21 protein-coding genes and 1 pseudogene are annotated in these 20,957 nt (G+C 64.1%); 11 read left to right on the forward strand and 11 right to left on the reverse strand.

Annotation, left to right across the window (positions count from 1 at the left end; translation table 11 throughout):
- Position 1: 1 nt before the first annotated feature.
- Positions 2–1,471 (reverse strand): benzaldehyde dehydrogenase, encoded by a 1,470-nt coding sequence (locus CFB49_RS32180; protein WP_089493392.1) that lies wholly within the window; start codon positions 1,469–1,471, stop codon positions 2–4.
- Between the two features lie 193 nt (positions 1,472–1,664).
- On the opposite strand from CFB49_RS32180, the pseudogene CFB49_RS32185 reads away from it, so the two are divergent.
- Positions 1,665–1,989, forward strand: a pseudogene (locus tag CFB49_RS32185) (integrase core domain-containing protein); the annotation flags it as partial.
- Positions 1,990–2,117: 128 nt separating this feature from the next.
- On the opposite strand, the gene CFB49_RS32190 reads toward CFB49_RS32185, so the two are convergent.
- From CFB49_RS32190 to CFB49_RS32200, 3 genes are read right to left on the reverse strand one after another with little or no spacing between them, the layout of a single operon-like run.
- Positions 2,118–3,089 (reverse strand): PDR/VanB family oxidoreductase, encoded by a 972-nt coding sequence (locus CFB49_RS32190; RefSeq protein WP_249190646.1) that lies wholly within the window; start codon positions 3,087–3,089, stop codon positions 2,118–2,120.
- Between the two features lie 42 nt (positions 3,090–3,131).
- A complete protein-coding gene (locus tag CFB49_RS32195; RefSeq protein ID WP_089493394.1) occupies positions 3,132–4,487 on the reverse strand; it encodes an SLC13 family permease in 1,356 nt (451 codons plus the stop codon).
- A 48-nt stretch (positions 4,488–4,535) separates the two neighbouring features.
- Complete coding sequence (locus CFB49_RS32200; protein ID WP_089493395.1) at positions 4,536–5,762, reverse strand: aromatic ring-hydroxylating dioxygenase subunit alpha; 1,227 nt, start codon at positions 5,760–5,762, stop codon at positions 4,536–4,538.
- A 262-nt stretch (positions 5,763–6,024) separates the two neighbouring features.
- On the opposite strand from CFB49_RS32200, the gene CFB49_RS32205 reads away from it, so the two are divergent.
- The gene (locus CFB49_RS32205) at positions 6,025–6,555 is read left to right on the forward strand and encodes a DNA-binding protein (protein WP_069616967.1); all 531 of its coding nucleotides are present in this window, start codon (positions 6,025–6,027) and stop codon (positions 6,553–6,555) included.
- Positions 6,556–6,562: 7 nt separating this feature from the next.
- Here the strand turns inward: CFB49_RS32205 and CFB49_RS32210 are convergent, their stop codons facing one another.
- From CFB49_RS32210 to CFB49_RS32235, 6 genes are all read right to left on the reverse strand, one after another.
- Positions 6,563–7,786, reverse strand: a complete 1,224-nt coding sequence (locus CFB49_RS32210) for a hydantoinase/carbamoylase family amidase (RefSeq protein ID WP_249190651.1) — start codon at positions 7,784–7,786, stop codon at positions 6,563–6,565.
- A gap of 110 nt (positions 7,787–7,896) precedes the next feature.
- Entirely contained in the window at positions 7,897–8,931 is a 1,035-nt protein-coding gene (locus CFB49_RS32215) for a dihydroorotate dehydrogenase (protein ID WP_089437761.1), read from the reverse strand.
- Positions 8,924–9,778: an iron-sulfur cluster-binding protein gene (locus tag CFB49_RS32220; protein WP_069617019.1), complete on the reverse strand. Its 855-nt coding sequence runs from the start codon at positions 9,776–9,778 to the stop codon at positions 8,924–8,926. The genes CFB49_RS32215 and CFB49_RS32220 overlap by 8 nt, the downstream gene beginning before the upstream one ends.
- A gap of 70 nt (positions 9,779–9,848) precedes the next feature.
- Positions 9,849–11,096, reverse strand: coding sequence for an MFS transporter (locus CFB49_RS32225; protein WP_089493396.1), 1,248 nt, complete (start codon positions 11,094–11,096; stop codon positions 9,849–9,851).
- A gap of 168 nt (positions 11,097–11,264) precedes the next feature.
- On the reverse strand, positions 11,265–11,588 hold the full coding sequence (locus tag CFB49_RS32230) for a hypothetical protein (RefSeq protein WP_069616964.1): 324 nt from the start codon (positions 11,586–11,588) through the stop codon (positions 11,265–11,267).
- A gap of 85 nt (positions 11,589–11,673) precedes the next feature.
- Positions 11,674–12,729, reverse strand: coding sequence for a porin (locus CFB49_RS32235; RefSeq protein ID WP_089493729.1), 1,056 nt, complete (start codon positions 12,727–12,729; stop codon positions 11,674–11,676).
- A gap of 43 nt (positions 12,730–12,772) precedes the next feature.
- On the opposite strand from CFB49_RS32235, the gene CFB49_RS36555 reads away from it, so the two are divergent.
- Both CFB49_RS36555 and CFB49_RS32240 read left to right on the forward strand, forming a co-directional pair.
- A complete protein-coding gene (locus CFB49_RS36555; RefSeq protein ID WP_179234991.1) occupies positions 12,773–12,940 on the forward strand; it encodes a hypothetical protein in 168 nt (55 codons plus the stop codon).
- 149 nt (positions 12,941–13,089) lie between these two features.
- Positions 13,090–14,004: a helix-turn-helix domain-containing protein gene (locus CFB49_RS32240; protein WP_069616963.1), complete on the forward strand. Its 915-nt coding sequence runs from the start codon at positions 13,090–13,092 to the stop codon at positions 14,002–14,004.
- Between the two features lie 165 nt (positions 14,005–14,169).
- On the opposite strand, the gene CFB49_RS37005 is transcribed toward CFB49_RS32240, so the two are convergent.
- Positions 14,170–14,301, reverse strand: a complete 132-nt coding sequence (locus CFB49_RS37005) for a hypothetical protein (RefSeq protein ID WP_256979937.1) — start codon at positions 14,299–14,301, stop codon at positions 14,170–14,172.
- A gap of 372 nt (positions 14,302–14,673) precedes the next feature.
- Here CFB49_RS37005 and CFB49_RS32245 point away from each other — a divergent pair, with 372 nt between their 5' ends.
- From CFB49_RS32245 to benD, 7 genes are all read left to right on the forward strand, one after another.
- Complete coding sequence (locus tag CFB49_RS32245; protein ID WP_069616962.1) at positions 14,674–15,810, forward strand: muconate/chloromuconate family cycloisomerase; 1,137 nt, start codon at positions 14,674–14,676, stop codon at positions 15,808–15,810.
- A gap of 35 nt (positions 15,811–15,845) precedes the next feature.
- The gene (gene catC / locus CFB49_RS32250; RefSeq protein WP_069617017.1) at positions 15,846–16,136 is read left to right on the forward strand and encodes a muconolactone Delta-isomerase; all 291 of its coding nucleotides are present in this window, start codon (positions 15,846–15,848) and stop codon (positions 16,134–16,136) included.
- A 74-nt stretch (positions 16,137–16,210) separates the two neighbouring features.
- Complete coding sequence (gene catA / locus CFB49_RS32255; protein WP_089493397.1) at positions 16,211–17,161, forward strand: catechol 1,2-dioxygenase; 951 nt, start codon at positions 16,211–16,213, stop codon at positions 17,159–17,161.
- Positions 17,162–17,277: 116 nt separating this feature from the next.
- Positions 17,278–18,636: a Rieske 2Fe-2S domain-containing protein gene (locus CFB49_RS32260; RefSeq protein ID WP_089493398.1), complete on the forward strand. Its 1,359-nt coding sequence runs from the start codon at positions 17,278–17,280 to the stop codon at positions 18,634–18,636.
- The gene (gene benB / locus CFB49_RS32265; protein WP_089493399.1) at positions 18,633–19,121 is read left to right on the forward strand and encodes a benzoate 1,2-dioxygenase small subunit; all 489 of its coding nucleotides are present in this window, start codon (positions 18,633–18,635) and stop codon (positions 19,119–19,121) included. Before CFB49_RS32260 ends, benB begins: the two co-directional genes overlap by 4 nt.
- Positions 19,122–19,160: 39 nt before the next feature.
- Positions 19,161–20,183: a benzoate 1,2-dioxygenase electron transfer component BenC gene (gene benC, locus CFB49_RS32270; RefSeq protein WP_089493400.1), complete on the forward strand. Its 1,023-nt coding sequence runs from the start codon at positions 19,161–19,163 to the stop codon at positions 20,181–20,183.
- The gene (gene benD, locus CFB49_RS32275; RefSeq protein ID WP_089493401.1) at positions 20,180–20,956 is read left to right on the forward strand and encodes a benzoate diol dehydrogenase BenD; all 777 of its coding nucleotides are present in this window, start codon (positions 20,180–20,182) and stop codon (positions 20,954–20,956) included. The genes benC and benD overlap by 4 nt, the downstream gene beginning before the upstream one ends.
- The last annotated feature ends 1 nt before the right edge of the window (position 20,957 follow it).

Genomic DNA, 20,957 nt, shown 5'->3' on the forward strand with positions numbered 1-20,957 from the left:
GTCAAATCGGATACAGCGGCGCTTCGCCCTTGATCGTCAGCCACTGCCACTGCGTGAATTCCTCCCAGTTTGCCGCACCGCCGATACTCGTGCCATTGCCCGATGCGCCGACGCCGCCGAACGGATTGATCACTTCATCGTTGACCGTCTGGTCGTTGATGTGCAGCAACCCCGTGTTCAACCGCTCGCCGATCCTCAGCGCGCGGCCGACGTCGGCGGACAGGATCGCCATCGACAGCCCGTATTCGGTCCGGTTCGCGAGTGCGATCGCGTCTTCGTCGGTATCGAACGGCACGACGATCGCCACCGGCCCGAAAATCTCCTCGTCGAATGCCGGATTGCCCGGCGCGACGCCGCTCAGCACGGTCGGCTCGAAGAACAGGCCGCGATGATTGCCGCCCGTTTCGACCCGTGCGCCCGCGCGGCGGGCCGCGTCGACCACGCTCGCCGTATGGTCGCGTTGCGCGGCGTTGATCAGCGGGCCGAGGCCGACGTCGCCGGTGGCCGGGTCGCCGACGTGCAGGCTTCTCGCCTTCTCGACGAGCTTCGCGACGAAGCGGTCGTGAATCGCGCGCTGCACGAGCACGCGGCCGGTCGCCATGCAGATCTGGCCTTGGTGCAGATACGCGCCCCACGCGGTGTTCGCGACCGCGCGGTCGAGATCGGCATCGTCGAGCACGATCAGCGAGTTCTTGCCGCCGAGTTCAAGCGATACCTTCTTCAGGTGGCGGCCCGCCGCTTCGCCGACCTTGCGCCCGGCCGCGGTGGAGCCGGTGAACTGGATCATCGCGACGTGCGGATCGGCGACCAGCGCCGCGCCGGCCGCGCCGTCGCCGGGCAGCACATGCAGCACGCCCTCGGGCAAGCCGGCGAGCTCGAACACGCGGGCGATCGCGACGCCGCCGCACACGGCGGTGCGCGGATCGGGCTTCAGCACGACCGCGTTGCCGAGCGCGAGCGCCGGCGCGACCGCGCGTATCGCGAGGTACAGCGGGAAATTGAACGGCGAGATCACGCCGACCACGCCGCGCGGGCGGCGGCGCGCGAGCGACAACCGGCCGGCCGCCGATGGCAGCACTTCGCCGGCCGCGCGCGACGGCAGCCCGGCCGCTTCGTGCAGCGCCTTGATCGTGACGGACGTTTCGAACGCCGCCTTCGCGCGCGTCGAGCCGCTTTCGCGCACGAGCCAGTCGACGATCGAATCGAAGTGCGTTTCGGCGACGGTCGCCGCGCGGCGCAGGACCGCCGCGCGCGCGTCGTAGGGGAGGGCGAACCATCCAGGTTGGGTGCGGTGTGCGACGGCCGATGCTTCGGCGATGGCTGCGCCGTCGGCGAGACCGATGCGGCCGAGCGTGTTGCCGGTCGCCGGCTCGATCACGTCGGCCGCGTGCGGGCTTGCGTGCCAGCGGCCGGTGAAGATCTTGCCGCGCCAGATGTCGGTGTCGAACAGTACGGGGTGGGTGCTATCCATGTGCGCTCCTGGGGAATTCGGATCGGCCGGATCGTTGCCTGGGCGTCGATCGGCATGCGCGCGAGGGTAGGCGGGGGTGGTGAAGCGGGGCTATCCGGGTTTCTTCCCATCCGTCGGGGCCGCGTGGGTCGGTGGGGGTTTGCGTTGATGTGTGCGGAAACTGAACAGTCATTGCACGGATTCTTGCGGCACGTCAGAGGATGGCGGCGAATTCATTGCGAGGGCGCTCGACCAATGGGCGTACGAGAATGGCGTGGAAATCGACTTCTCGCGTCCACGCAAGCCGACCGTCAATGCGAAAAATGAATCGTGCAACGGACGCTTTCGAAAGGAATGCCTCAGCGCCCATGGGTTCGTGTCGCTCGAGGACGCCGGACGCAAAATCGAAGTCTGGTGCGAGCACTATGACGAGGCGCCCTCACTCTGCGCTGCAGTGGATGACACCGGCGGAATTCGCCCGCCAATGCTCCTATCGGGCCGGTTCGGCCTGCCCCGAAGAGCCGGAATTTTCCAATTAAGGCCAGGACGGCAATCGGGCCGGCCTCAATGCCGGCATTTTCCAGTTTTCAAACGGGACAGTTTTGTGAGCCAGGGTCGGGGATGAGGTAAGTTTTTTGCAGGAACGCAACATGATTGGGAGGCAAGCTCAGATATCGAGCACCAGACGCTCACCTCGGCAGCGCGACACGCACGGCATCACGCAATCGTTGCGCGCCTTGTCCGCCGGACTCAAAAACGCGTCCCTGTGATCGGGCGTACCGCCGAGAACCGCGGTACGGCACGCGCCGCAAATACCTGCCTCGCACGAAGTCTCGACCTCGATCCCGTGTTCATAGAGCACATCGGTGATGGATTGGTCGGCTGGGATGGAAAGCACGCGCTTCGAGCGCGCCAGCTCGATGATGAATTCCCGCTCTCCCCCTTCGGCCGCGTCCGTGCAAACCGGCGCGGAGAAATGTTCGTAGTGAACGTGGGCAGCAGGCAGGCGCGAAGCCGCGATTGCGTTCACCGCGTCCATGAACGGGGCCGGACCGCAAAAGTAGAGATGCGAGCGCACGTCCATCTCGGCGACGATCTCGCCGATTTTCGCGGTCGTCGCCGAAGGCGTCAGGCCGACGTGGAGATTCGACACACTGGCGAATTGCCGTTGCACGGTCTCCACGTAAGCAGCGCTGTCCATCGAGCGAATAAAGTAATGCAACGCAAACGGCCGCTTCGCGCGCGTCAGATCGTGCATCATCGCCAGCAATGGGGTAATGCCGATGCCGGCGGCCAGCAGCACGCTCGGACTGTCGTCGTCGGCCAACGAAAAATAGTTGAGCGGCACGCCGACGCGCAGCACGTCGCCGACCCGGAGCGCGTCATGCACGTGCGCCGAGCCGCCGCGCGAGGCGGCTTCGCGTTTCACGGCGATTTCATAGAAGCCGCGCTCGGCGGGCGCATTGCACAGCGAATACTTGCGGGTCAGCCCGTCGCGCAGATGCAGGTCGATATGGGCGCCCGCCGCGAACGAAGGAAGCGGCACGTCGGCGTCGTCACTCACCAGCCGAAGCGAGATCACATCGGAAGCGGCACGCTCGCGCGCGGCCACGCGCACGGCGATCAGATCGTGTTCCATGATTGAGTATCGAATGAGTTCGCAGGTATTGCATGACTGCGGTTACAGCAGCCCGATGAGCCGCCACCACAACGCATTGATCGGGATCACCAACAGCACGCCGAGCACGGCCGTCACCAGGCAATACTGGATGGCCGCGCGCCGGTCGAGCCGCGCCAGTTCGTTGCCGAAGACAATCGGCGGCGACTGATACGGGAGAAACGTGGTGCCGTAGCCCATCACCTGCGACAGCAGTCCCACCTTAAGATGCGCCGCTTGCGCGAGCATCCGCGAGACGACCGGCACGAACAGCGCGGGCTCGGCGTTGGAGGTCACCGCGAAGCACAGTACGATCGACATCGCGCTCAGCACCAGATACGCGCCGAACGGGCTCTCGCGCAACGAGGCCAGCGCGAGATCGTCCGGAATGCGTACGCCGAGATGATTGACGAGCGCGGTCAAGCCGATGATCGCGGCGATAAACCACAGCAGATCCATCTTGACCGTGGCGGTGAAGCGCGTGAGTTGCTCCGCGGGCGAGGTCAGGAAGTACGCGAGCGTGAAGCCGAGTCCGACCCAGCCCGGCGCAATGTGGTGAATCGAATCGGTGAACCAGAATAGCAGCGTGATCATGAGCAGCACGATGGCATGCAGTTCGCGCGCGCTCATGCGCGCGCTCGCCGCCGGTATCGCCACTTCGTCGACTTTGTCCGCGAACAGCCAGTGCGACACACACACGAGAATCGCGCCGCGCACAAGCACGCCGGCCGGAAAGAAGTACAGCAGATATTCCGAGAAACGCAGATGCATACCGTGCGTCTGTTCGAGAATCCCCGCCATGATCACGTTCGGCAGATTTGCCGGCAGCACCGCCGCGGCCAGTTCATACGAGCCGACGATCACGAGCAGCAGAATGCCGCGTCGTCCTTTGGCGGATTCGCCCAGGCGCACCACGTCGCAATAGCCGATGGCGATCGGAATCAGGATCGCGACGCGGCCGAACGTGGAGGGCATCACCAGCGACAGCAGAAAGCTCAGCACCGCGAAGGCGAGCAGGGCTTTCAGATACGAGCCGCCGATGCGCCGCGCGAGCGCCATGCCGATGCGCTCGCTCAAACCGCTTTCCTTCAGCGCGAAGCCGATCGCGGAACCGCTGAACACCAGCCAGAATGCACTCGACGCAAAGCCGGAGAAAATCTCCTGGGTCGGTACCGAGGTCAGCGTCGCGGCAAGAAAGAAGAACAGCAGCGACACCAGCAGACCGCCGATCATCGACGTCGCCCACAATACGATGCACGTAAAGACGATGGCGACGATCCGGGTATCCTGCGCTGACAGCAGCCCCCGCCAACCCAGCAGCACGATGGCCGCCAGCCCCAACACCAGCAGCGCCGGCGCAATCCTGTTTCTCGTGCTCAAGCGTTTTGCCTCGCGTGATTCGTGTGATGAATGGGCCGGGAGCGTCGCTCAACCACGCATCGCGGGTGACGTCGCCGGAATTTCGTACTCGATGTGCGAGTCGTCGAAAATGTCGGAGAATTCGCGGCTTTGCCGGAACGTGGGATCGGGTTCGCAACTCATCGGCAGATAGCCGCCCATCCACTGACGCAGATCGGTCACTTCAGGCGCGGCGCCGTAGACGTTCGCTATCGGCCGCTCGCCGCGCGCCACGGCTTCGATCTGCTCCTGCAGCATCTGCCGGAACATCACGATGCCGCGATCGGAGGCGCCGAGATTCTCGCGCGAGCGGTCCAGGATCGGGCCCTGTGTTTCGACCGCCATGGCGTCCTGACTCATGAACGTGTCCATCAGATAACGGCCGGCGACGTCGGTGCGCTTCGGTTGCTGTACGATTTTCGGCGCCTCGCTGGAGGTCACGGCGGCGCCGTCGGCGGAAGGCTTAAACGAGACCCAGACGATGCGCGTGGTCGTGTCGTCGACCGGCACGCGCCAATGCATTTCGGTCATGATGCGCAGCATGTTCGGGAACACCATCAGGTTGCCCCAGCCACGTCCCGCCGACGCGTACTCCCAACTCTTCACGATGCCCCAGTCGAAACGCTGGAAGCCGAAGCGCTTGAACGGCTTGCCGAAACCGGAACGGTCGGTCATGCCGAGATGTTCGAAATACTTCGAGTGCGTGTAGAACGTATGCGTGACGTCGACGGCATTTTCCTGCACTTGGAACCAATTGCAGGCCAGGTCGTCCTGCACTTCGAAGTGACGGACGCCATCATTTCTCACCAGAATGTCCCAGTTCGGAAACGCGGGCTTGTGCTCGGCCGGTCCCATGTAAGCGAAGATCAGGCCGCCGCATTCGTGAGTCGCGTAGCTGTCGATCATCTTCTTGCAGACGCGGCTGGCTTTCGCCGATTCGAACGGACGCTCGACGCATTCTCCCGCCGCGTTGTAGAGCCAGCCGTGATAGGCGCAACGAATCTTTTCGCCCTCGACGAAGCCGTACAGCAACGAGGCACCGCGATGCGGACAACGCTCCTGCACCAGCAGCACGTCGCCACCTTCGGTGCGCGCCAGCACGAGATCCTCGCCGAGAACCCGCACCTGCTTCGTCTGGCCGGGCTCGGCCAGTTCCGACGAATATCCCACCGGATGCCAGTAGCGCCGCAGCAAATCGCCGCACGGTGTATTGGGTCCGACGCGCGTGAGCAATTCGTTGGTTGCGTGGTCAAGCATGGTTCTCATCTCTCTCAGGTAATAGCGGGCGTTTAAACCCGGAACGTTTCTATGCCGAAGACGACGGCCATCGCCTTCAGTCGATTTGAAATCTATTTTTTTAGACTAAACAAACTCAAGAAGAAATGCAAGCGCAAAAATTCGCGATTTTCGCGCGGATTTAGTGGTCAGGGCGGTCATGGCGACATCTCTGTGTATAATTAAAAAGACGAGCGGGCATGCTGACGACTTCTGGGTTTGTCTGCGAAACAGGAGGGGGAAGATGGCAATTATTGGCGTGATGGGCTCTGGCAGCAGCGAATGGCCGGAACTGGCGGAACCGCTCGGCACATGGATCGCCTGTCATGGCTTCGACCTGCTGACCGGCGCGGGACGGGGCGTGATGCTGTCCACTGCGCGGGCATTCGCCACCGTGCGCGAGCGCGCAGGGCGCTCGATCGGCATCGTGCCGAGCGAGACGCATCCGCTATTCGGCTTCATTCCGATCGCCGGCTATCCGAACCCGTTTGTCGATCTGCCGATTCTCACGCCGCTGCCGCGCAAGGAAGCCGGCGCGCCGGATTCCGCGCTCAGTCGCAATTACGTGAACGTGCTGACGAGCGACGTGGTGATCGCATTGCCGGGCAGCAAGGGCACGCTCGACGAGATACGCCTCGCCACGCGCTTCGCCAAGCCGTTGATGTGCATCGGTCCCGCAAGCGCGTTTGAAGGCGTGCCGGACGGCACGCGTATCGTCTCCGAGCTGGACGAAGTGTTCGCGTTTATCCGCTGTCATACCGCGCCGGCGCAATAGCGCGCATTCAAAGACACCGGATCGTTTCCGCGAGCACGCCCACGCCCTTCATGAAGTCGGCGATGTCCATCGCTTCGTGAGGGTTGTGCGAGCCGTGCGCATTGCGCACGAACAGCATGCCGCTCGGCACGCCGGCGTTCGCGAACAGCGCGGCGTCGTGGCCCGCGCCGCTCGCCAGGGTCGCGACGGGAATAGCGAGGCGGTTGCACGCTTGCGTCAGCGCCTCGCGCAGGCGTGGGTCCATGCGCGCGGGCGCGCTCGTCAAGCGGCGGTCGAATTCGAATCTCACGCCGCGTTCGCGCGCAATCGAGTTGCACTCGGCCATCAGCAGCTCGTGGAAGACGTTGAGCGTGTCGGTGCTTTCGCTGCGCGCCTCGAAACTGAAATGCACCTGGCCGGGAATCCGCGAGATCGAATGCTCCTCCTGATCGGTCGACACCATGCCGGTTGTCACCACCAGGTCGATATCGCGCTCCAGCAGCGAGCGCCAGTGATCGTCGAGCCGCGTGATCAGCTCGGCCACCGCGAAAATCGCATCATGTCGCAAACCACGCGGCACGGCGCCGGAATGACCCGCTTCGCCGATGCAGCTAATCGAGTTGTGGCGGATATTGCCGCGAATGCCCGACACCACCGCTACCGGCAGATCGCGCGCCACCATGACCGGACCCTGCTCGATATGCAACTCCAGATACGCATGTGCGCCACGCAGGTCGAAGCAAGGCTTCCGGGCTCTCACGGCGTCCACGTCGACGCCCGCCGACGCCATGCATTCGGCCAGCGTGCGCCCGGTGCTGCGATGCTTCATCAGCAGATCGTCGGGCTGCAGTTTGCCGAATAGGGCGCTGGATCCGATATACGCCTTGCCGAACCAGGCGCTCTCTTCACCGCGCAAGGCAATCACTTTCAACTGATGCCGCGAAGGACGTCCATTGCGCCGCTGATCGACCAGGCAGAGCAGACCGGCGACGATGCCGGCCAGGCCGTCGTAATTGCCGCCGTGCGGCACGGAGTCGAGATGCGAGCCGACCCAGATGGCGGGTGTACGGTCGTCGCTGTCGGGCAGGCTGAAGATCAGATTGGCCGCGTGATCGGCGGTGACATGCAAGCCCTCCTGCTCGGCGTACTGCGTGAGCAGGCGGGCGGCGGCCGATTCGCTTTCGCCATAGCTCTCACGCGTGATGCCGACACCGTCGAACGACAACGCACGGGTTTCGTCGAACCACTGCATCGCGAGCGGCGTCAGTTCTTCAAGCGGGATCGGCGGAGCCGGCGGCGCAGGCGTCACTTCCGGCGAATACGCCGGTTCGCGCAGGCTGTTCAGGACTTCAGTATTTGCATTCATGGCATGCCGACCACATTGCGGCCGTGATGATGGTCGTGCTCGCTTTTGAGCTTCGGCTCGGCTCCGCTTGCAGGAGCCCGTGCATGGGCCGTCGCGCAGAATCGCGCCCAGCGTTCGTTCAACTGCGCGTCGAGTTCGACGCGGCCGGTCAACTCCGCGATGGCGTCGACACGCTGCTCGACGCAATACGCCGCGAGTCCGTCGATGATTGTCTGCATCACACCAGGATCGCGGAACGACGCCGTACCGACCTGCACCGCGCTCGCGCCCGCGAGCATGAACTCGACGGCATCGTCGGCATTCTGGATGCCGCCGCAGCCGATCACGGGAATCGAAATCGCGCGATAGCACTGGTGCACCAGCCGCAGCGCGACTGGCTTGATCGACGGTCCCGACAGTCCGCCCATCACGTTGCCGAGCGAGGGCTTGCGCGTGCGCACGTCGATCGACATGCCCAGCACGGTATTGCCCATGACGACTGCGTCGGCGCCGGCCTCTTCGGCCGCGCGCGCGATCCGCGCGATGTTGCCCGCGTTCGGCGTGAGCTTGACCCACAGCGGATGGCGTGTGCGCCGCCTGACCGCGTCGACGACCTGCCACGTGGTCTGCGCGTCCATGCCGAAGGCCATGCCGTCCGCCTCGAGATTGGGGCACGAGATGTTGGCCTCGATCGCGGCCACCTCGGGCAGCGAGAGTGCTTCACAGGCTTGTGCGAAACTGTCGGCCGTATCCGCCGACACCGACACCACCACGGGCGTGCCGTAGCGGGTATATGCGGGCAGCACGTGATCGCGGTAGTGGTCGATTCCGCGGCTCGGGATACCGATCGAGTTGAGCATGCCGTGAACGGTTTCCGCCACACGCGGCGTCGGGTTGCCGGGACGGCTCACCGGCGACACGCTTTTGACGACCAGCGCGCCGAGTTGCTCGAGATCGAGCGCCTCGCCGTACTCGATCGCGAAGCAGCCCGATGCGGGCATCACCGGATTGCGCAGACGCAGCGCGCCGAGATTGACTGAGAGATCAGGCAAAATCCACCTCCGCCACGACGTCGCGAATGGCAAATACCGGACCTTCGCGACAGACGCGCTGAAAGCTGCGCGTTTCGCCGTCATCGAACATCCGCACGCAAGACAGGCACACGCCCATGCCGCACGCCATGCGCTGCTCCAGGGCCACTTCGCCGTGAATTCGCGGATGCTCGACAAGCAGGCGCTGCAGCAACGCCAGCACACGCTGCGAGCCGCAGGTGTAGACCGCATCCAGCCGTTCACGCGCAAGCAACGCACGCAGCAGCGGCTCCATTCGTTGCGGGTCCGACGAGCCGTCGCTGTCGAATACGCAATGGACCTCGGCGTCTGCACCGCGTAGAAACGCCTCGCGCATCAAGTCGCCCGGTTTGCGCGCCGACATCACAATGGTCAGGGCGATGCCGGCGTGTGCCGCGCGTCGCACCAGTGGCGCCATTGTCGCGAGACCCACGCCACGCGCCACCAGCAACAGCCGACGCGCCGCGGGCGGAAGATGGAACGGCTGTCCAAGCGGGCCGACGATCGAGATGCGCGCGCCGTTCACGGACTGCGCAAGCGCGCGCGTGCCGACGCCCGTTACGTTGTAGAGAAATTCGATTTCTCCCGCGCCGGGTCCCATGCCGTAGACGCTCATGGGCCGCAACAGGAACGGCTGATGCTGCGCTGTCACCGGACACGTCAACTGATAGAACTGGCCTGCTTGCGTCGTGTGGGCGAGCGGTGCTTGCGCCCGTACACGCAGATAGCGGTAGCGGCTGTTGACTGCGCGATGCTCGACGATTTCACAATCGTGCGAGCTCACGCTCGCGGCCCATGAAGCGCCGCAGGAACACGGATCGTCACGCATGACGTCCTCCCGTTGGTTGTTGGCATTACGGCCGCGAAAACGGTCACCCATTTCTACTGCGCCGGACGATTTACTCGAGCGGCACGCCTTTCAATTCGGGAATCAGCACGAGCGTGGCCACCATGTCGAGCACGTATAGCGCGGCAAGCAGCGCAATCGCGATCTGAAACGAGTACTGCGCCGCAAGCGCGCCGACCACCAACGGCCCGAGTCCACCGATCGCGCGGCCCACGTTCCACAGGACGTTTTGCGCGGTGGCGCGCACACGGGTCGGATAGGCTTCGGACATCAGCGTGCCGTAGCCTCCCACCATGCCGTTGACGAACATGCCCATCAGCGCGCCGGCCCACAACATCGTGACCGCATCGGTCAGGCGCGAATACGCGATCACCATGACCACGGCACCGAACTGATACAACAGGAAGGTCCGCTTGCGGCCGATCCGGTCGGCCAATTGCCCGAACAGCCACACGCCGCTCATCATTCCGATCACCGTCACCGCCGTCCACAGCCCCGACTTCGTCAGCGAGAAGCCCATCTGCTTCGACAGGAATGTAGGCATCCAGATCATGATTCCGTAGTAGCCGAAGTTCTGCACCGAACACAGGATGATGATGCCGAGACTCGTGCGCGCGGTGCGGCTGTCGGCCACCAGCAGACGAAAACGCTGGGTCGTGCGCGCCGGCTTGCTGCCCTTCACGAACACTTCGGGTTCATGCAGCTTGTTGCGCAAGATCCAGGCTACCAGCGCCGGCAGCACGCCGACCGCGAATATGCCGCGCCAGCCGATGTGCTGAAGCAGAAGCGGCGTCAGCAGCGCCGCGAGCAGCACGCCGCTTTGCCAGCCCATCGCCACGTAGGACGACACCCGCGCCCGTTTGCTCGCGGGCCATGCTTCGGCGGCGAGCGCCATGCCGATGCCGAACTCGCCGCCCAGCCCAATGCCCGCAATCGTGCGGTACGCGAGCAGATCCCAGAAACCTTGCGCGAACGCGCATAAGCCCGTGAAGATCGCGAACAGCAGAATCGTCCAGGTCAGCACGCGAATGCGGCCGAAGCGGTCGCTCAACGCACCGAAGATCACACCGCCCGCCACCGCGCCGATCAGCGTCCACGTCACCAATGCGCCGGCCTGCTGGCCGCTGAGATGAAGCCCCGCCGAAATGGCCGGCAGCATGAAGCCGAGAATCAGCAGGTCGAAGCCGTCCATCGCGTAGCCGATTGCCGAGCCGGCCAGCACTTTCCACGCGTAACGCGACACCCGTTCCGGCGACTGCGGCGCCTGGATGGCCGCCGACGATTGAAGATTTGCTTCCATGATTATCCGTATGCGTGAGTGGTTGGCTTTCTACGACGCGACAGGCGATTCGGTTTCTGCGTGCCGTTCATTGTCGTTTTTTATCGACGGCGGGGACGGGCGCAGCTTGATCGGCCACCGCCGACGGGACGCTTGCAGTGGCTGCGCCATTCGGTGGGCTCCACACCGTCACACGACGAGGACTTGCGAAATGCCCGCGGCGAAGTGGTTCAGCGCGGCCAGGAGCGCCGCGTCGGATTCTCCGCTCGCGTCGCTCAAACGCTGCACATCGGCGCGTAAATTCACCAGAAACGTCCGCACCGTCGCCTGATCGACGGCGATACCCTCCTGACGCTCGGCGAACGTCGCCGCGGCCTGCGCGAGCAGGACCAGTGCAGCCGCTTCATGTCCGCCGGACGACGAAGCGTCCCTGCAACGTTCCGCAAAGCGGTGGATGTCCGAAAAACCGACCATGTCCTGAGCGAGCCATGCATTGGCGATCGAAAGATTCATTTTATTTCTCCTTGTCTAAATATTTAGACTACTAGTGCAAATCAGAGAATGCAAGCATTGATTGAGCGACGAATGTGCGATGGCATCAGAAACGGGTGCGCATGCCGGCGCCATAAGTCACGCCGGTCGACTCGGTGTCGAAATGATCGAGCTTGATCGCGGTGTACAGGTCGGTGCGCTTCGAAAGCGGATAGTCGTAACCGAGTGCGCCGGTGCTGCGATGCTGGCCGTCCGTGGCGCCGCCGCTCGATCGGGTGTAGGCGTAGCTGGCCAGTAACGCACCGACGCCGATCGGCACGCTCACGCCGGCCTGCCCGGTATTGCCGTGGAAATTGCCGGTCCGTGAACGGTCTTCGACGTTCATGTATTGCGCGTAAAGCTTGACGAACCCGAAGTCGTACGAAACGTTCAGTTGAGCCGTGCTCTGGCTGTAGAGTCCCGGCACGCCGGTGAGCGTCTTGCCTAGATCGCCGGGTGTCGCGCTGAAATTCACGTACTGGTAAACCGCCGCGGCGGCGAACGCGCCACGCACGAAGTTGGCGTTGACGCTCCATTTCTTCGCGCCGTTCTCGCCCGCCGTATTGCCGAGCGCGTAGAGCACGCCCGCATTGAAGCCGCCCAACGTCGGGCTCGTGTAGCTCACCGCGTTGTTCCATGCGGAGTCGCCGACCACGCCTTCGGTGCCCAGACCTTTGAAAGTCTGGAAAATCATCGGCGAGAACGTGTATGAGTTGAACAACGGGTTGAACTGGATCGTCGCGAGATACAGCGGCGTTGTAATGCGGCCGGCGCGCAACTGGCCGAACTTCGTCGACAAGCCGACGAATGCGTTACGGGAAAAGAAACTGTCGCCCGTATAGCGGCCGTAAGCGCCGTTTTGCGGCTGAAAATAGCTCTCCAGCACGAAGAACGCCGAATTGCCGCCGCCCAGATCCTCCTTGCCGCTCAGGCCCCAGAACGAGGTCGACATCCCGCCGCCCTGATTGACCACGGCTGCCCGGCCACCGGGGTTTTTCACGGAGCCCAGGAACACGTCCGCCATACCGTACAGCGTCACGTTCGATTGCGCATGGGACACCGGCATATTGACGGTGAGGCCGGCAGCGGTCAGCGCCGCCCAATGCTTGCGTTTGAAATTCATCACTTTGTCCTTTTCCGGCCGTTGATGGCTGGTGTCATAACCCGTGTCGCTGGAGCGGTCGCGCAGCCGACGGCATTTCGTCGTCTGCGCGGCCGACGTGTCCGACGGCATCGAGGTGCAGCCCCGCACGGCCGATCTGTCTATTTATTTAGACAGATCGGCCGTGCGTGACCCCATTGCCAAGGACGCACTGCATGCGGTGATGCCGTGAAATCTGCGTCGCGCTTCCTCACGCGATGCCTTTCGAGCTAAAATACACGATCCAAAAAAATAGACAAAATAATTCATTGTCTATAGCCGGGACGCCGGGGCCGCGTGGCCGCCCCGCATTTCCTTGCGCAAACGTCAGAGGCCTTCAGAGTGACATCCTCCAGCACACGGAAAAAACGCCCGCACGGGGCACGCTTCGATTATCAAAGCATCGGCGAACGTCTACGTGCTTACCGGATGGCGGCCGAGCTGCGCAGCGAAGATGTCGCCGATCGGCTGAACATCTCGCGCGCCGCCGTGTACAAGCTCGAACGCGGCGAGATCGTCAAGGTCGACACACTCGAGCGCCTCGCGGCGCTGTTCGGCGTATCGCTTGCCAATCTGCTGGGCGTGGAAGTGGAATATCACGACTCGGCGGTCAGCTACTTCGAGCGGATGCGTCAACTGGAAAGCCGCTCGGCGCGCATCGTCGCCCATTTCGACCCTTTCTCGTTTCTGCTGACTTCCGACGAATACGACGGCTGGCTCACGCAGATGCTCCATGAAAGCATTCCGGCATCGCTGAACGACGTGTCGTGGCAACAGTTGCTGGCCCGCGTCACAGCCATCCTCGCCGAACGCAAGGCAGCATTCAGCCAGGCACGTCCCCATGTGACGAGTCTGATCGGCTTGCGTCAGATCGAACAGTTCCTGCATCACGGGATGGTGGGCCGCCTCGGTCTGCCTCCGGGCGTGCAGCTCGAACGGAAACTGGCCGCGCGCCGTGAAGTCATGCGCATCGTCGAGATGCTCGATCGCGATGTCGACGGCATTCATATCGGCATTGTCAGCGACAACATGCCGAGCGAAACCTTCCAGATCTTCGCGGACCAAGAGGAGACGTATGTCGCGACCTCGCCGTTCCGTCTCGGCGAGTTGCCAAATATCCGCACCGGTATCGCGACCATCACGACGGCGCCTGACGCGGTGACCATGTACCGCAAGATGATCGACCGTCTCTGGACCGATGCGGCCAAAGGAAAGGAAGGCGCCGATTTGCTGAAGAGCGTGCTTGATCGCGCCTGACCGGCGCAATGCGGGGCATCGACCCTTGCGCGAGAGCCGCTGATCCTGACGAATAGGGCTCGGTGGAGCCAGTTGCTCGTCCGGGTATTCGGTGGTGTCGGCGCAATAGGATTCGCAGCGGCCACGCTGATCCTTCCGGCCATTTCGCCCGAAGTTTCGCTCGAGTCAGTCCACCATAGCAACACCGCCGTCCCACCAAAACCAGGCCGCGAGCGCATGCTTGGCCGGCGGGTTGAATCCGCAGTCGATCGCTGCCGTCAGCTTCTGATGGACCGGGGCGAACGTCGATATCCGCATACCGACTTCCTTCTGGACGTTTGCACAAACCGACGCCGAAGCCGAAGTCCCGACGGCCAGCCGCACCGTTTTTCCCTCAGGAAAACCCTGATCGGCTCACGCCGGCCGCCGGTTTCGGCTGGTTTTCCTGCTGCCGAAAGCAACTGCATTGCACTCCCGCCAAAGCGATGCCCCGAACTCGCACGACCCCGCTCCAGCAAGCCTTTCGGCCCGTACAGCTAGCCAAAAAAGGTATGGCGCAGCGCAATATTCGCATCCCGGCCTGCATTTCAATACCCGTCAGGTATCAAAAAGCCCGTCCAAAAGTATTGGACGCTCCAAATCCCGGCCGCGTATAAATCCGTCCCATGAACTCCCCACGCAGCGTGCCCCATGTCCCAAGTCACCGTCGAACGTATTGAAACCCGCCTCATCGACCTGCCGACGATCCGTCCGCACAAGCTGTCGGTCGCCACGATGCAAGGCCAGACGCTGATGCTGGTGAAAGTGCTGTGCAGCGACGGCGTGACCGGCGTCGGCGAAGGCACGACGATCGCCGGGATGGCCTACGGCCCGGAAAGCCCCGAAGCGATGAAGCTCGCGATCGACGCCTACCTCGCGCCGGCGCTCATCGGTCGCGACGCGACCCGCGTCCAGACGCTGATGGCCTTCCTCGGCAAGCTCGCGAAGGTCAATCACTTCGCGAAGAGCGCGCTCGAAACCGCGTTGCTCGACGCGCACGGCAAGCGGCTCGGCGTGCCGATCAGCGAACTGCTCGGCGGCCGCCGCCGCGATCGCCTGCCGGTTGCCTGGACGCTCGCATCGGGAAACACGGCCACCGATATAGCCGAAGCGGAACGGATGCTCGATGAGCGCCGTCACAACGTGTTCAAGCTGAAGATCGGCGCGAAGGCGCTCGACGCGGACCTCCAGCACGTGGCCGAGATCAAGCGGGCAGTGGGCGAGCGCGCATCGGTGCGGGTCGACGTGAACATGGCATGGAGCGAAACGCAGGCCGCGCGCGCGATTCCGGCGCTCGCCGATGCCGGCTGCGAGCTGGTCGAGCAGCCGGTGGCATCGGCCGCGGCGCTCGCGCGGCTGATGCGCCGCTTCCCGGTTGCGCTGATGGCCGATGAAATCCTGCAGGGGCCGGACAGCGCGTTCGAGATCGCGAAGCAGCACGGCGCGGACGTGTTCGCGATCAAGATCGAGCAGAGCGGCGGCCTCTTCGCCGCGCAACGCGTCGCGGCGATCGCGGATGCGGCCGGCATCGAGCTGTACGGCGGCACGATGCTCGAAGGCGCGGTCAGCACGGTCGCGTCCGCACATCTGTTCGCGAGCTTCGCGAACCTGCAGTGGGGAACGGAATTGTTCGGGCCGCTACTGATCACCGAAGAAATTCTCACGACCCCGCTCGACTACAGCGATTTCGAACTGACCGTGCCGACCGGCCCGGGCCTCGGCATCGAACTCGACGAAGCGAAGGTCGCGCGCTTCACCCGCGACGGGCTGACGAAAGTCTCCCGCTAACCCGCGCTAACGCGATGACGTATCAGGACATCACGATGCTTTTCCACGTACGCATGGACGTCAACCTCCCGGCCGACATGCCGGCCGGCGTGGCCGACGAAATCAAGACCCGCGAGAAGGCGTACTCGCAGGCGTTGCAGCGCAGCGGCAAGTGGCGCCACATCTGGCGCATCGCCGGCGAATACGCGAACTACAGCGTGTTCGACGTCTCCGGCAACGCCGAGCTGCACGAGATCCTGACCGGCCTGCCGCTGTTCCCGTACATGAAGATTTCGGTGACGCCGTTGTGTCGCCATCCGTCGTCGATCCGCGACGACGACGTTTGAACCACGGAGTCGCCGCTTCTCGGACAGCGAGCACGCCGGGTCACTATTCCCCTAATACACGTGGAGACACCATCATGAGCGTCAAGGTATTCGAAACCAAGGAAGTGCAGGACCTGCTGAAGGCCGCATCGAACGCGGGCGGGAGCGACGGAAATGGCAAAAAAGGCGACGCACGCACGCAGCAGATCGTGCGGCGCCTGCTCGGCGATCTGTTCAAGGCGATCGACGATCTCGACATCACGCCCGATGAAGTGTGGGCCGGCGTGAACTACCTGAACAAACTTGGTCAGGATGGCGAAGCGGCGCTGCTCGCGGCCGGCCTCGGTCTCGAGAAGTATCTCGACATCCGGATGGATGCCGAGGACAAGGCGATCGGCCTCGACGGCGGCACGCCGCGCACGATCGAGGGGCCGCTGTACGTGGCGGGCGCTCCGGTGCGCGACGGCGTCGCAAAGATCGATCTCGACGCGGACGACGGCGCGGGCCCGCTCGTGATCCACGGCACGGTGAAGGATCTCGACGGCAAGCCGGTGGCCGGCGCGCTGGTCGAATGCTGGCATGCGAATTCGCACGGCTTCTATTCGCACTTCGATCCGACCGGCAAGCAGAGCGACTTCAACCTGCGCGGCGCGGTGAAGACGGGCGCCGACGGCCAATACGAATTCCGCACGCTGATGCCGGTCGGCTATGGCTGCCCGCCGCAGGGCGCGACGCAGCAACTGCTGAACCGTCTCGGCCGCCACGGCAACCGCCCCGCGCACGTGCACTTCTTCGTCGACAGCCCCGACCACCGCAAGCTGACGACGCAGTTCAACATCGACGGCGATCCGCTGATCTGGGACGACTTCGCGTATGCGACGCGCGAGGAGCTGATTCCGCCCGTGACCGAAAAGACCGGCGGCACGGCGCTCGGCATGAAAGCGGACGCGTACCAGGACATCGCGTTCGACTTCGTGCTGACGCCGCGCGTGCAGGGCAAGGACAACCAGATCGTCGACCGCCTGCGCGCGTCCGCCGCCGCATGACCGCCGGCGGCACGGCGGCGCACGTGCGCCGCCGCTGCCGGCCGGTTTCCCGAGATTCAACCGATACCGATGCGAGCGTGCTTGCAGGACGCGGCACGCGCATGGGAGGAGCCATCATGTCCGTCACGATCGACCCCGCGAACGAACTGGATCACCTGCTCGACACCGCCGTGCAGGATGACAAGGAGGCCGGCATCTTCCGCTGCCGCCGCGACATCTTCACGAACGCGGAGCTGTACGAACTCGAGATGAAGCACATCTTCGAGGGCAACTGGGTGTACCTCGCGCACGAAAGCCAGATTCCCGACAACAACGATTACTACACGACGTGGATCGGCCGCCAGCCGATCGTCATCACGCGCGACAAGACCGGCGAGCTGCATGCGGTCATCAATGCATGTGCGCACAAGGGGGCGATGCTGTGCCGCCGCAAGCACGGCAACAAGGGCAGCTTCACGTGCCCGTTCCACGGCTGGACCTTCTCGAACACCGGCAAGCTGCTGAAGGTGAAGGACGAGAAGACGACCGAGTACCCGGTGCAGTTCAACACGCACGGCTCGCACGACCTGAAGAAGGTCGCGCGCTTCGCGAACTATCGCGGCTTCCTGTTCGGTAGCCTCAACGCCGACGTGCTGCCACTCGAGGACTACCTCGGCGAAGCGCGCGTGATCATCGACCAGATCGTCGACCAGGCGCCGAACGGGCTCGAAGTACTGCGCGGCAACTCGTCCTACATCTACGAGGGAAACTGGAAGATGCAGATGGAAAACGGCTGCGACGGCTACCACGTCAGCACCGTGCACTGGAACTATGCGGCGACGATGAGCCGCCGCAAGGAGGACGGCACCAAGGCGGTCGATGCGAACAGCTGGAGCAAGTCGGTCGCGGGCGTGTACGGCTTCGACCACGGCCACATCCTGCTGTGGACCAAGACGATGAACCCGGAAGTGCGGCCCGTGTACCAGCACCGCGACGAGATCCGTGCGCGCGTCGGCGACGTGCAGGCCGATTTCATCGTGAACCAGACGCGCAACCTGTGCGTGTACCCGAACGTGTTCCTGATGGACCAGTTCAGCACGCAGATCCGCGTGGTGCGGCCGCTCGGCGTCGACAAAACCGAGGTCACGATCTTCTGCTTCGCGCCGAAGGGCGAGAGCGAAGGCGATCGCACGACGCGCATCCGCCAGTACGAGGATTTCTTCAACGTGACCGGCATGGGCACGGCCGACGATCTCGAGGAGTTTCGTGCGTGCCAGGCCGGCTATGCGGGCATCACGGCGATGTGGAACGACTTGTCGCGCGGCGCGCCGCTGTGGATCGACGGGCCGGACGAGAACGCGAGAAAGATGGGGTTGAACCCGCGCATTTCAGGCGAGCGCAGCGAGGACGAAGGGCTGTTCGTGTGTCAGCACGAACACTGGGTGCACGTGATGCGCGATGCGCTGAAGAAGGAGCGCGGGGAGGTGGCGGCATGAGCTTCGATTACCGGACGATTTGCGCGGCGCTGTATCGCGAGGCGCGCCTGCTCGACGATCGCGAGTGGGACGCGTGGCTGACCTGCTACACGGAGGACGTCAAGTACTGGATGCCCGCGTGGGACGACGACGATCGGCCGACCGACGATCCGCAGCGCCAGATCTCGCTGATGTATTACCCGGACCGCGGCGGCCTCGAGGATCGCGTGTTCCGGATCAAGACCGAGCGCAGCGGCGCATCGACGCCGGAGCCGCGCACCAGCCACAACGTGACGAACGTCGAGGTGCTGGCCGAACGCGACGACGAGGTCGACGTGCGCTACAACTTCCACACGCTGAACCACCGTTACCGCGTGACCGATCACTTCTTCGGCACGATGTTCGTCACGTTGCGCCGTGCGGGCGACGCGCTGCTGATTTCGCGCAAGAAGATCGTGCTGAAGAACGACTACATCCGGCAGGTGCTCGACGTGTATCACGTCTGACGCCGTTGGTTTGCCATGAAAGGAAGTGGAGGTGACGCGATGTCCAGCTACAAGATTGCATTGAATTTCGAGGACGGGGTGACCCGCTTCATCGACTGCAAGGCCGGCGAGAAGGTGCTCGACGCGGCCTTCCGCGCGAAGATCAACCTGCCGATGGATTGCTCCGACGGCGTGTGCGGCACGTGCAAGTGCCGCGCGGAAAGCGGCCGCTACGATCTCGGCGACGATTACATCGACGACGCGCTCACCGAGGACGAAAAGGACGGCGGCCTCGTGCTGACGTGCCAGATGGTGCCGCATAGCGATTGCGTGATCGCGGTGCCGACGTCGTCGGTCGCGTGCAAGACGGGGCAGAGCAGCTTTGCCGCCACGGTCACGAAGGTCGAGCAGCACAACGATGCGGCCGTCGTGCTCGAACTCGACGTCGGCGCGAGCGCGCCGGCGTTCCTGCCGGGCCAGTACGTGAACATCGACGTGCCCGCGAGCGGCCAGCATCGCTCGTATTCGTTCTCGTCCGCGCCGGGCGACGCGAAGGTCAGCTTCCTGATCAAGAAGATTCCCGGCGGCGTGATGAGCACGTGGCTCGCATCCGCGCAGCCCGGCGACACGCTCGAACTGCACGGTCCGCTCGGCAGCTTCTATCTGCGCGACGTGCAGCGGCCGCTGCTGTTCCTCGCCGGCGGCACGGGCCTCGCGCCGTTCCTGTCGATGCTCGACGTGCTCGCGCGCAGCGGTTCGCGGCAGAAGGTGCACCTGGTCTACGGCGTCACGCGCGATCTCGATCTCGTGCTGGTCGACGCGATCGAAGCGCTGGCGGCGAAGCTGCCGAACTTCAGCTTCGCGACGGTCGTCGCGGATGCCGCATCGAGCCATCCGCGCAAGGGCTGGGTCACGCAGCATATCCCGGCCGACGCGCTGAACGACGGCGACGTCGACGTGTATCTGTGCGGCCCGCCGCCGATGGTCGATGCGGTGCGTCAGTACTTCGACGACGCAGGCGTGAAGCCGAACAGCTTCCACTACGAGAAGTTCACCCCCAACGTCACGGCAAAGGCGGCATGACCATGCAACGATTCTCCGGCAAGGTCGTCGTCGTCACCGGCGCGGCGCAGGGCATCGGCCGCGGTGTCGCGCTGCGCGCGGCGGCCGAGGGCGGCAAGGTGCTGTTCGTCGATCGCGCGGATTTCGTCGCAGACGTCGCGGCCGAAGCGACCGGTGGCGAGACGGCAGGCTTCGTTGCCGATCTCGAAACCTATGAAGGCGCGCATGCGGCGATCGCGTGCGCGGTGCAGACGTTCGGCGGCATCGACATCCTGATCAACGGCGTCGGCGGCGCGATTCGGATGCGGCCGTTCGCCGAGTTCGAACCGGCGCAGATCGACGCGGAGATCCGCCGCTCGCTGATGCCGACGCTCTATGCGTGTCACGCCGTGCTGCCGCACCTGATTGCGCGCGGCGGTGGCACGATCGTCAACATCTCGTCGAATGCGACGCGCGGCATCCGCCGCGTGCCGTACTCGGCCGCGAAGGGCGGCGTGAACGCGCTGACGTCGGCGCTCGCGATGGAGTATGCGGAACACAACATCCGCGTCGTCGCCACCGCGCCGGGCGGTACCAGCGCGCCGCCGCGCCGTGTGCCGCGCAATGCGGCCGGCGATACCGGGCAGGAACAGGCGTGGATGGCCGAGGCCGTGCGGCAGGTGACCGAATCGACGTACTTCAAGCGCTACGGCAGCCTCGACGAACAGATCGCACCGATCCTGTTTCTCGCGTCGGACGAGGCGAGCTATATCACCGGCACGGTGTTGCCGGTCGCGGGTGGCGATACGGGTTGAG

The organism is Burkholderia sp. AU17457 (assembly GCF_002223255.1).
Classification (GTDB): Bacteria; Pseudomonadota; Gammaproteobacteria; order Burkholderiales; family Burkholderiaceae; genus Burkholderia; species Burkholderia sola.

What these genes read in the sequence shown, in the direction of transcription:
- CFB49_RS32205 (WP_069616967.1), top strand. Translation starts at nt 6,025, where the DNA reads ATGGCAATTATTGGCGTGATGGGCTCTGGCAGCAGCGAATGGCCGGAA.
- CFB49_RS32245 (WP_069616962.1), top strand. Translation starts at nt 14,674, where the DNA reads ATGTCCCAAGTCACCGTCGAACGTATTGAAACCCGCCTCATCGACCTG.
- CFB49_RS32190 (WP_249190646.1), bottom strand. Translation starts at nt 3,089, where the DNA reads ATGGAACACGATCTGATCGCCGTGCGCGTGGCCGCGCGCGAGCGTGCC.
- benB (WP_089493399.1), top strand. Translation starts at nt 18,633, where the DNA reads ATGAGCTTCGATTACCGGACGATTTGCGCGGCGCTGTATCGCGAGGCG.
- CFB49_RS37005 (WP_256979937.1), bottom strand. Translation starts at nt 14,301, where the DNA reads ATGCGGATATCGACGTTCGCCCCGGTCCATCAGAAGCTGACGGCAGCG.
- CFB49_RS32200 (WP_089493395.1), bottom strand. Translation starts at nt 5,762, where the DNA reads ATGCTTGACCACGCAACCAACGAATTGCTCACGCGCGTCGGACCCAAT.
- CFB49_RS32260 (WP_089493398.1), top strand. Translation starts at nt 17,278, where the DNA reads ATGTCCGTCACGATCGACCCCGCGAACGAACTGGATCACCTGCTCGAC.
- catC (WP_069617017.1), top strand. Translation starts at nt 15,846, where the DNA reads ATGCTTTTCCACGTACGCATGGACGTCAACCTCCCGGCCGACATGCCG.
- CFB49_RS32220 (WP_069617019.1), bottom strand. Translation starts at nt 9,778, where the DNA reads ATGCGTGACGATCCGTGTTCCTGCGGCGCTTCATGGGCCGCGAGCGTG.
- CFB49_RS32180 (WP_089493392.1), bottom strand. Translation starts at nt 1,471, where the DNA reads ATGGATAGCACCCACCCCGTACTGTTCGACACCGACATCTGGCGCGGC.
- benC (WP_089493400.1), top strand. Translation starts at nt 19,161, where the DNA reads ATGTCCAGCTACAAGATTGCATTGAATTTCGAGGACGGGGTGACCCGC.
- CFB49_RS32235 (WP_089493729.1), bottom strand. Translation starts at nt 12,729, where the DNA reads ATGAATTTCAAACGCAAGCATTGGGCGGCGCTGACCGCTGCCGGCCTC.
- catA (WP_089493397.1), top strand. Translation starts at nt 16,211, where the DNA reads ATGAGCGTCAAGGTATTCGAAACCAAGGAAGTGCAGGACCTGCTGAAG.
- CFB49_RS32225 (WP_089493396.1), bottom strand. Translation starts at nt 11,096, where the DNA reads ATGGAAGCAAATCTTCAATCGTCGGCGGCCATCCAGGCGCCGCAGTCG.
- CFB49_RS32230 (WP_069616964.1), bottom strand. Translation starts at nt 11,588, where the DNA reads ATGAATCTTTCGATCGCCAATGCATGGCTCGCTCAGGACATGGTCGGT.
- CFB49_RS32210 (WP_249190651.1), bottom strand. Translation starts at nt 7,786, where the DNA reads ATGCAGTGGTTCGACGAAACCCGTGCGTTGTCGTTCGACGGTGTCGGC.
- benD (WP_089493401.1), top strand. Translation starts at nt 20,180, where the DNA reads ATGACCATGCAACGATTCTCCGGCAAGGTCGTCGTCGTCACCGGCGCG.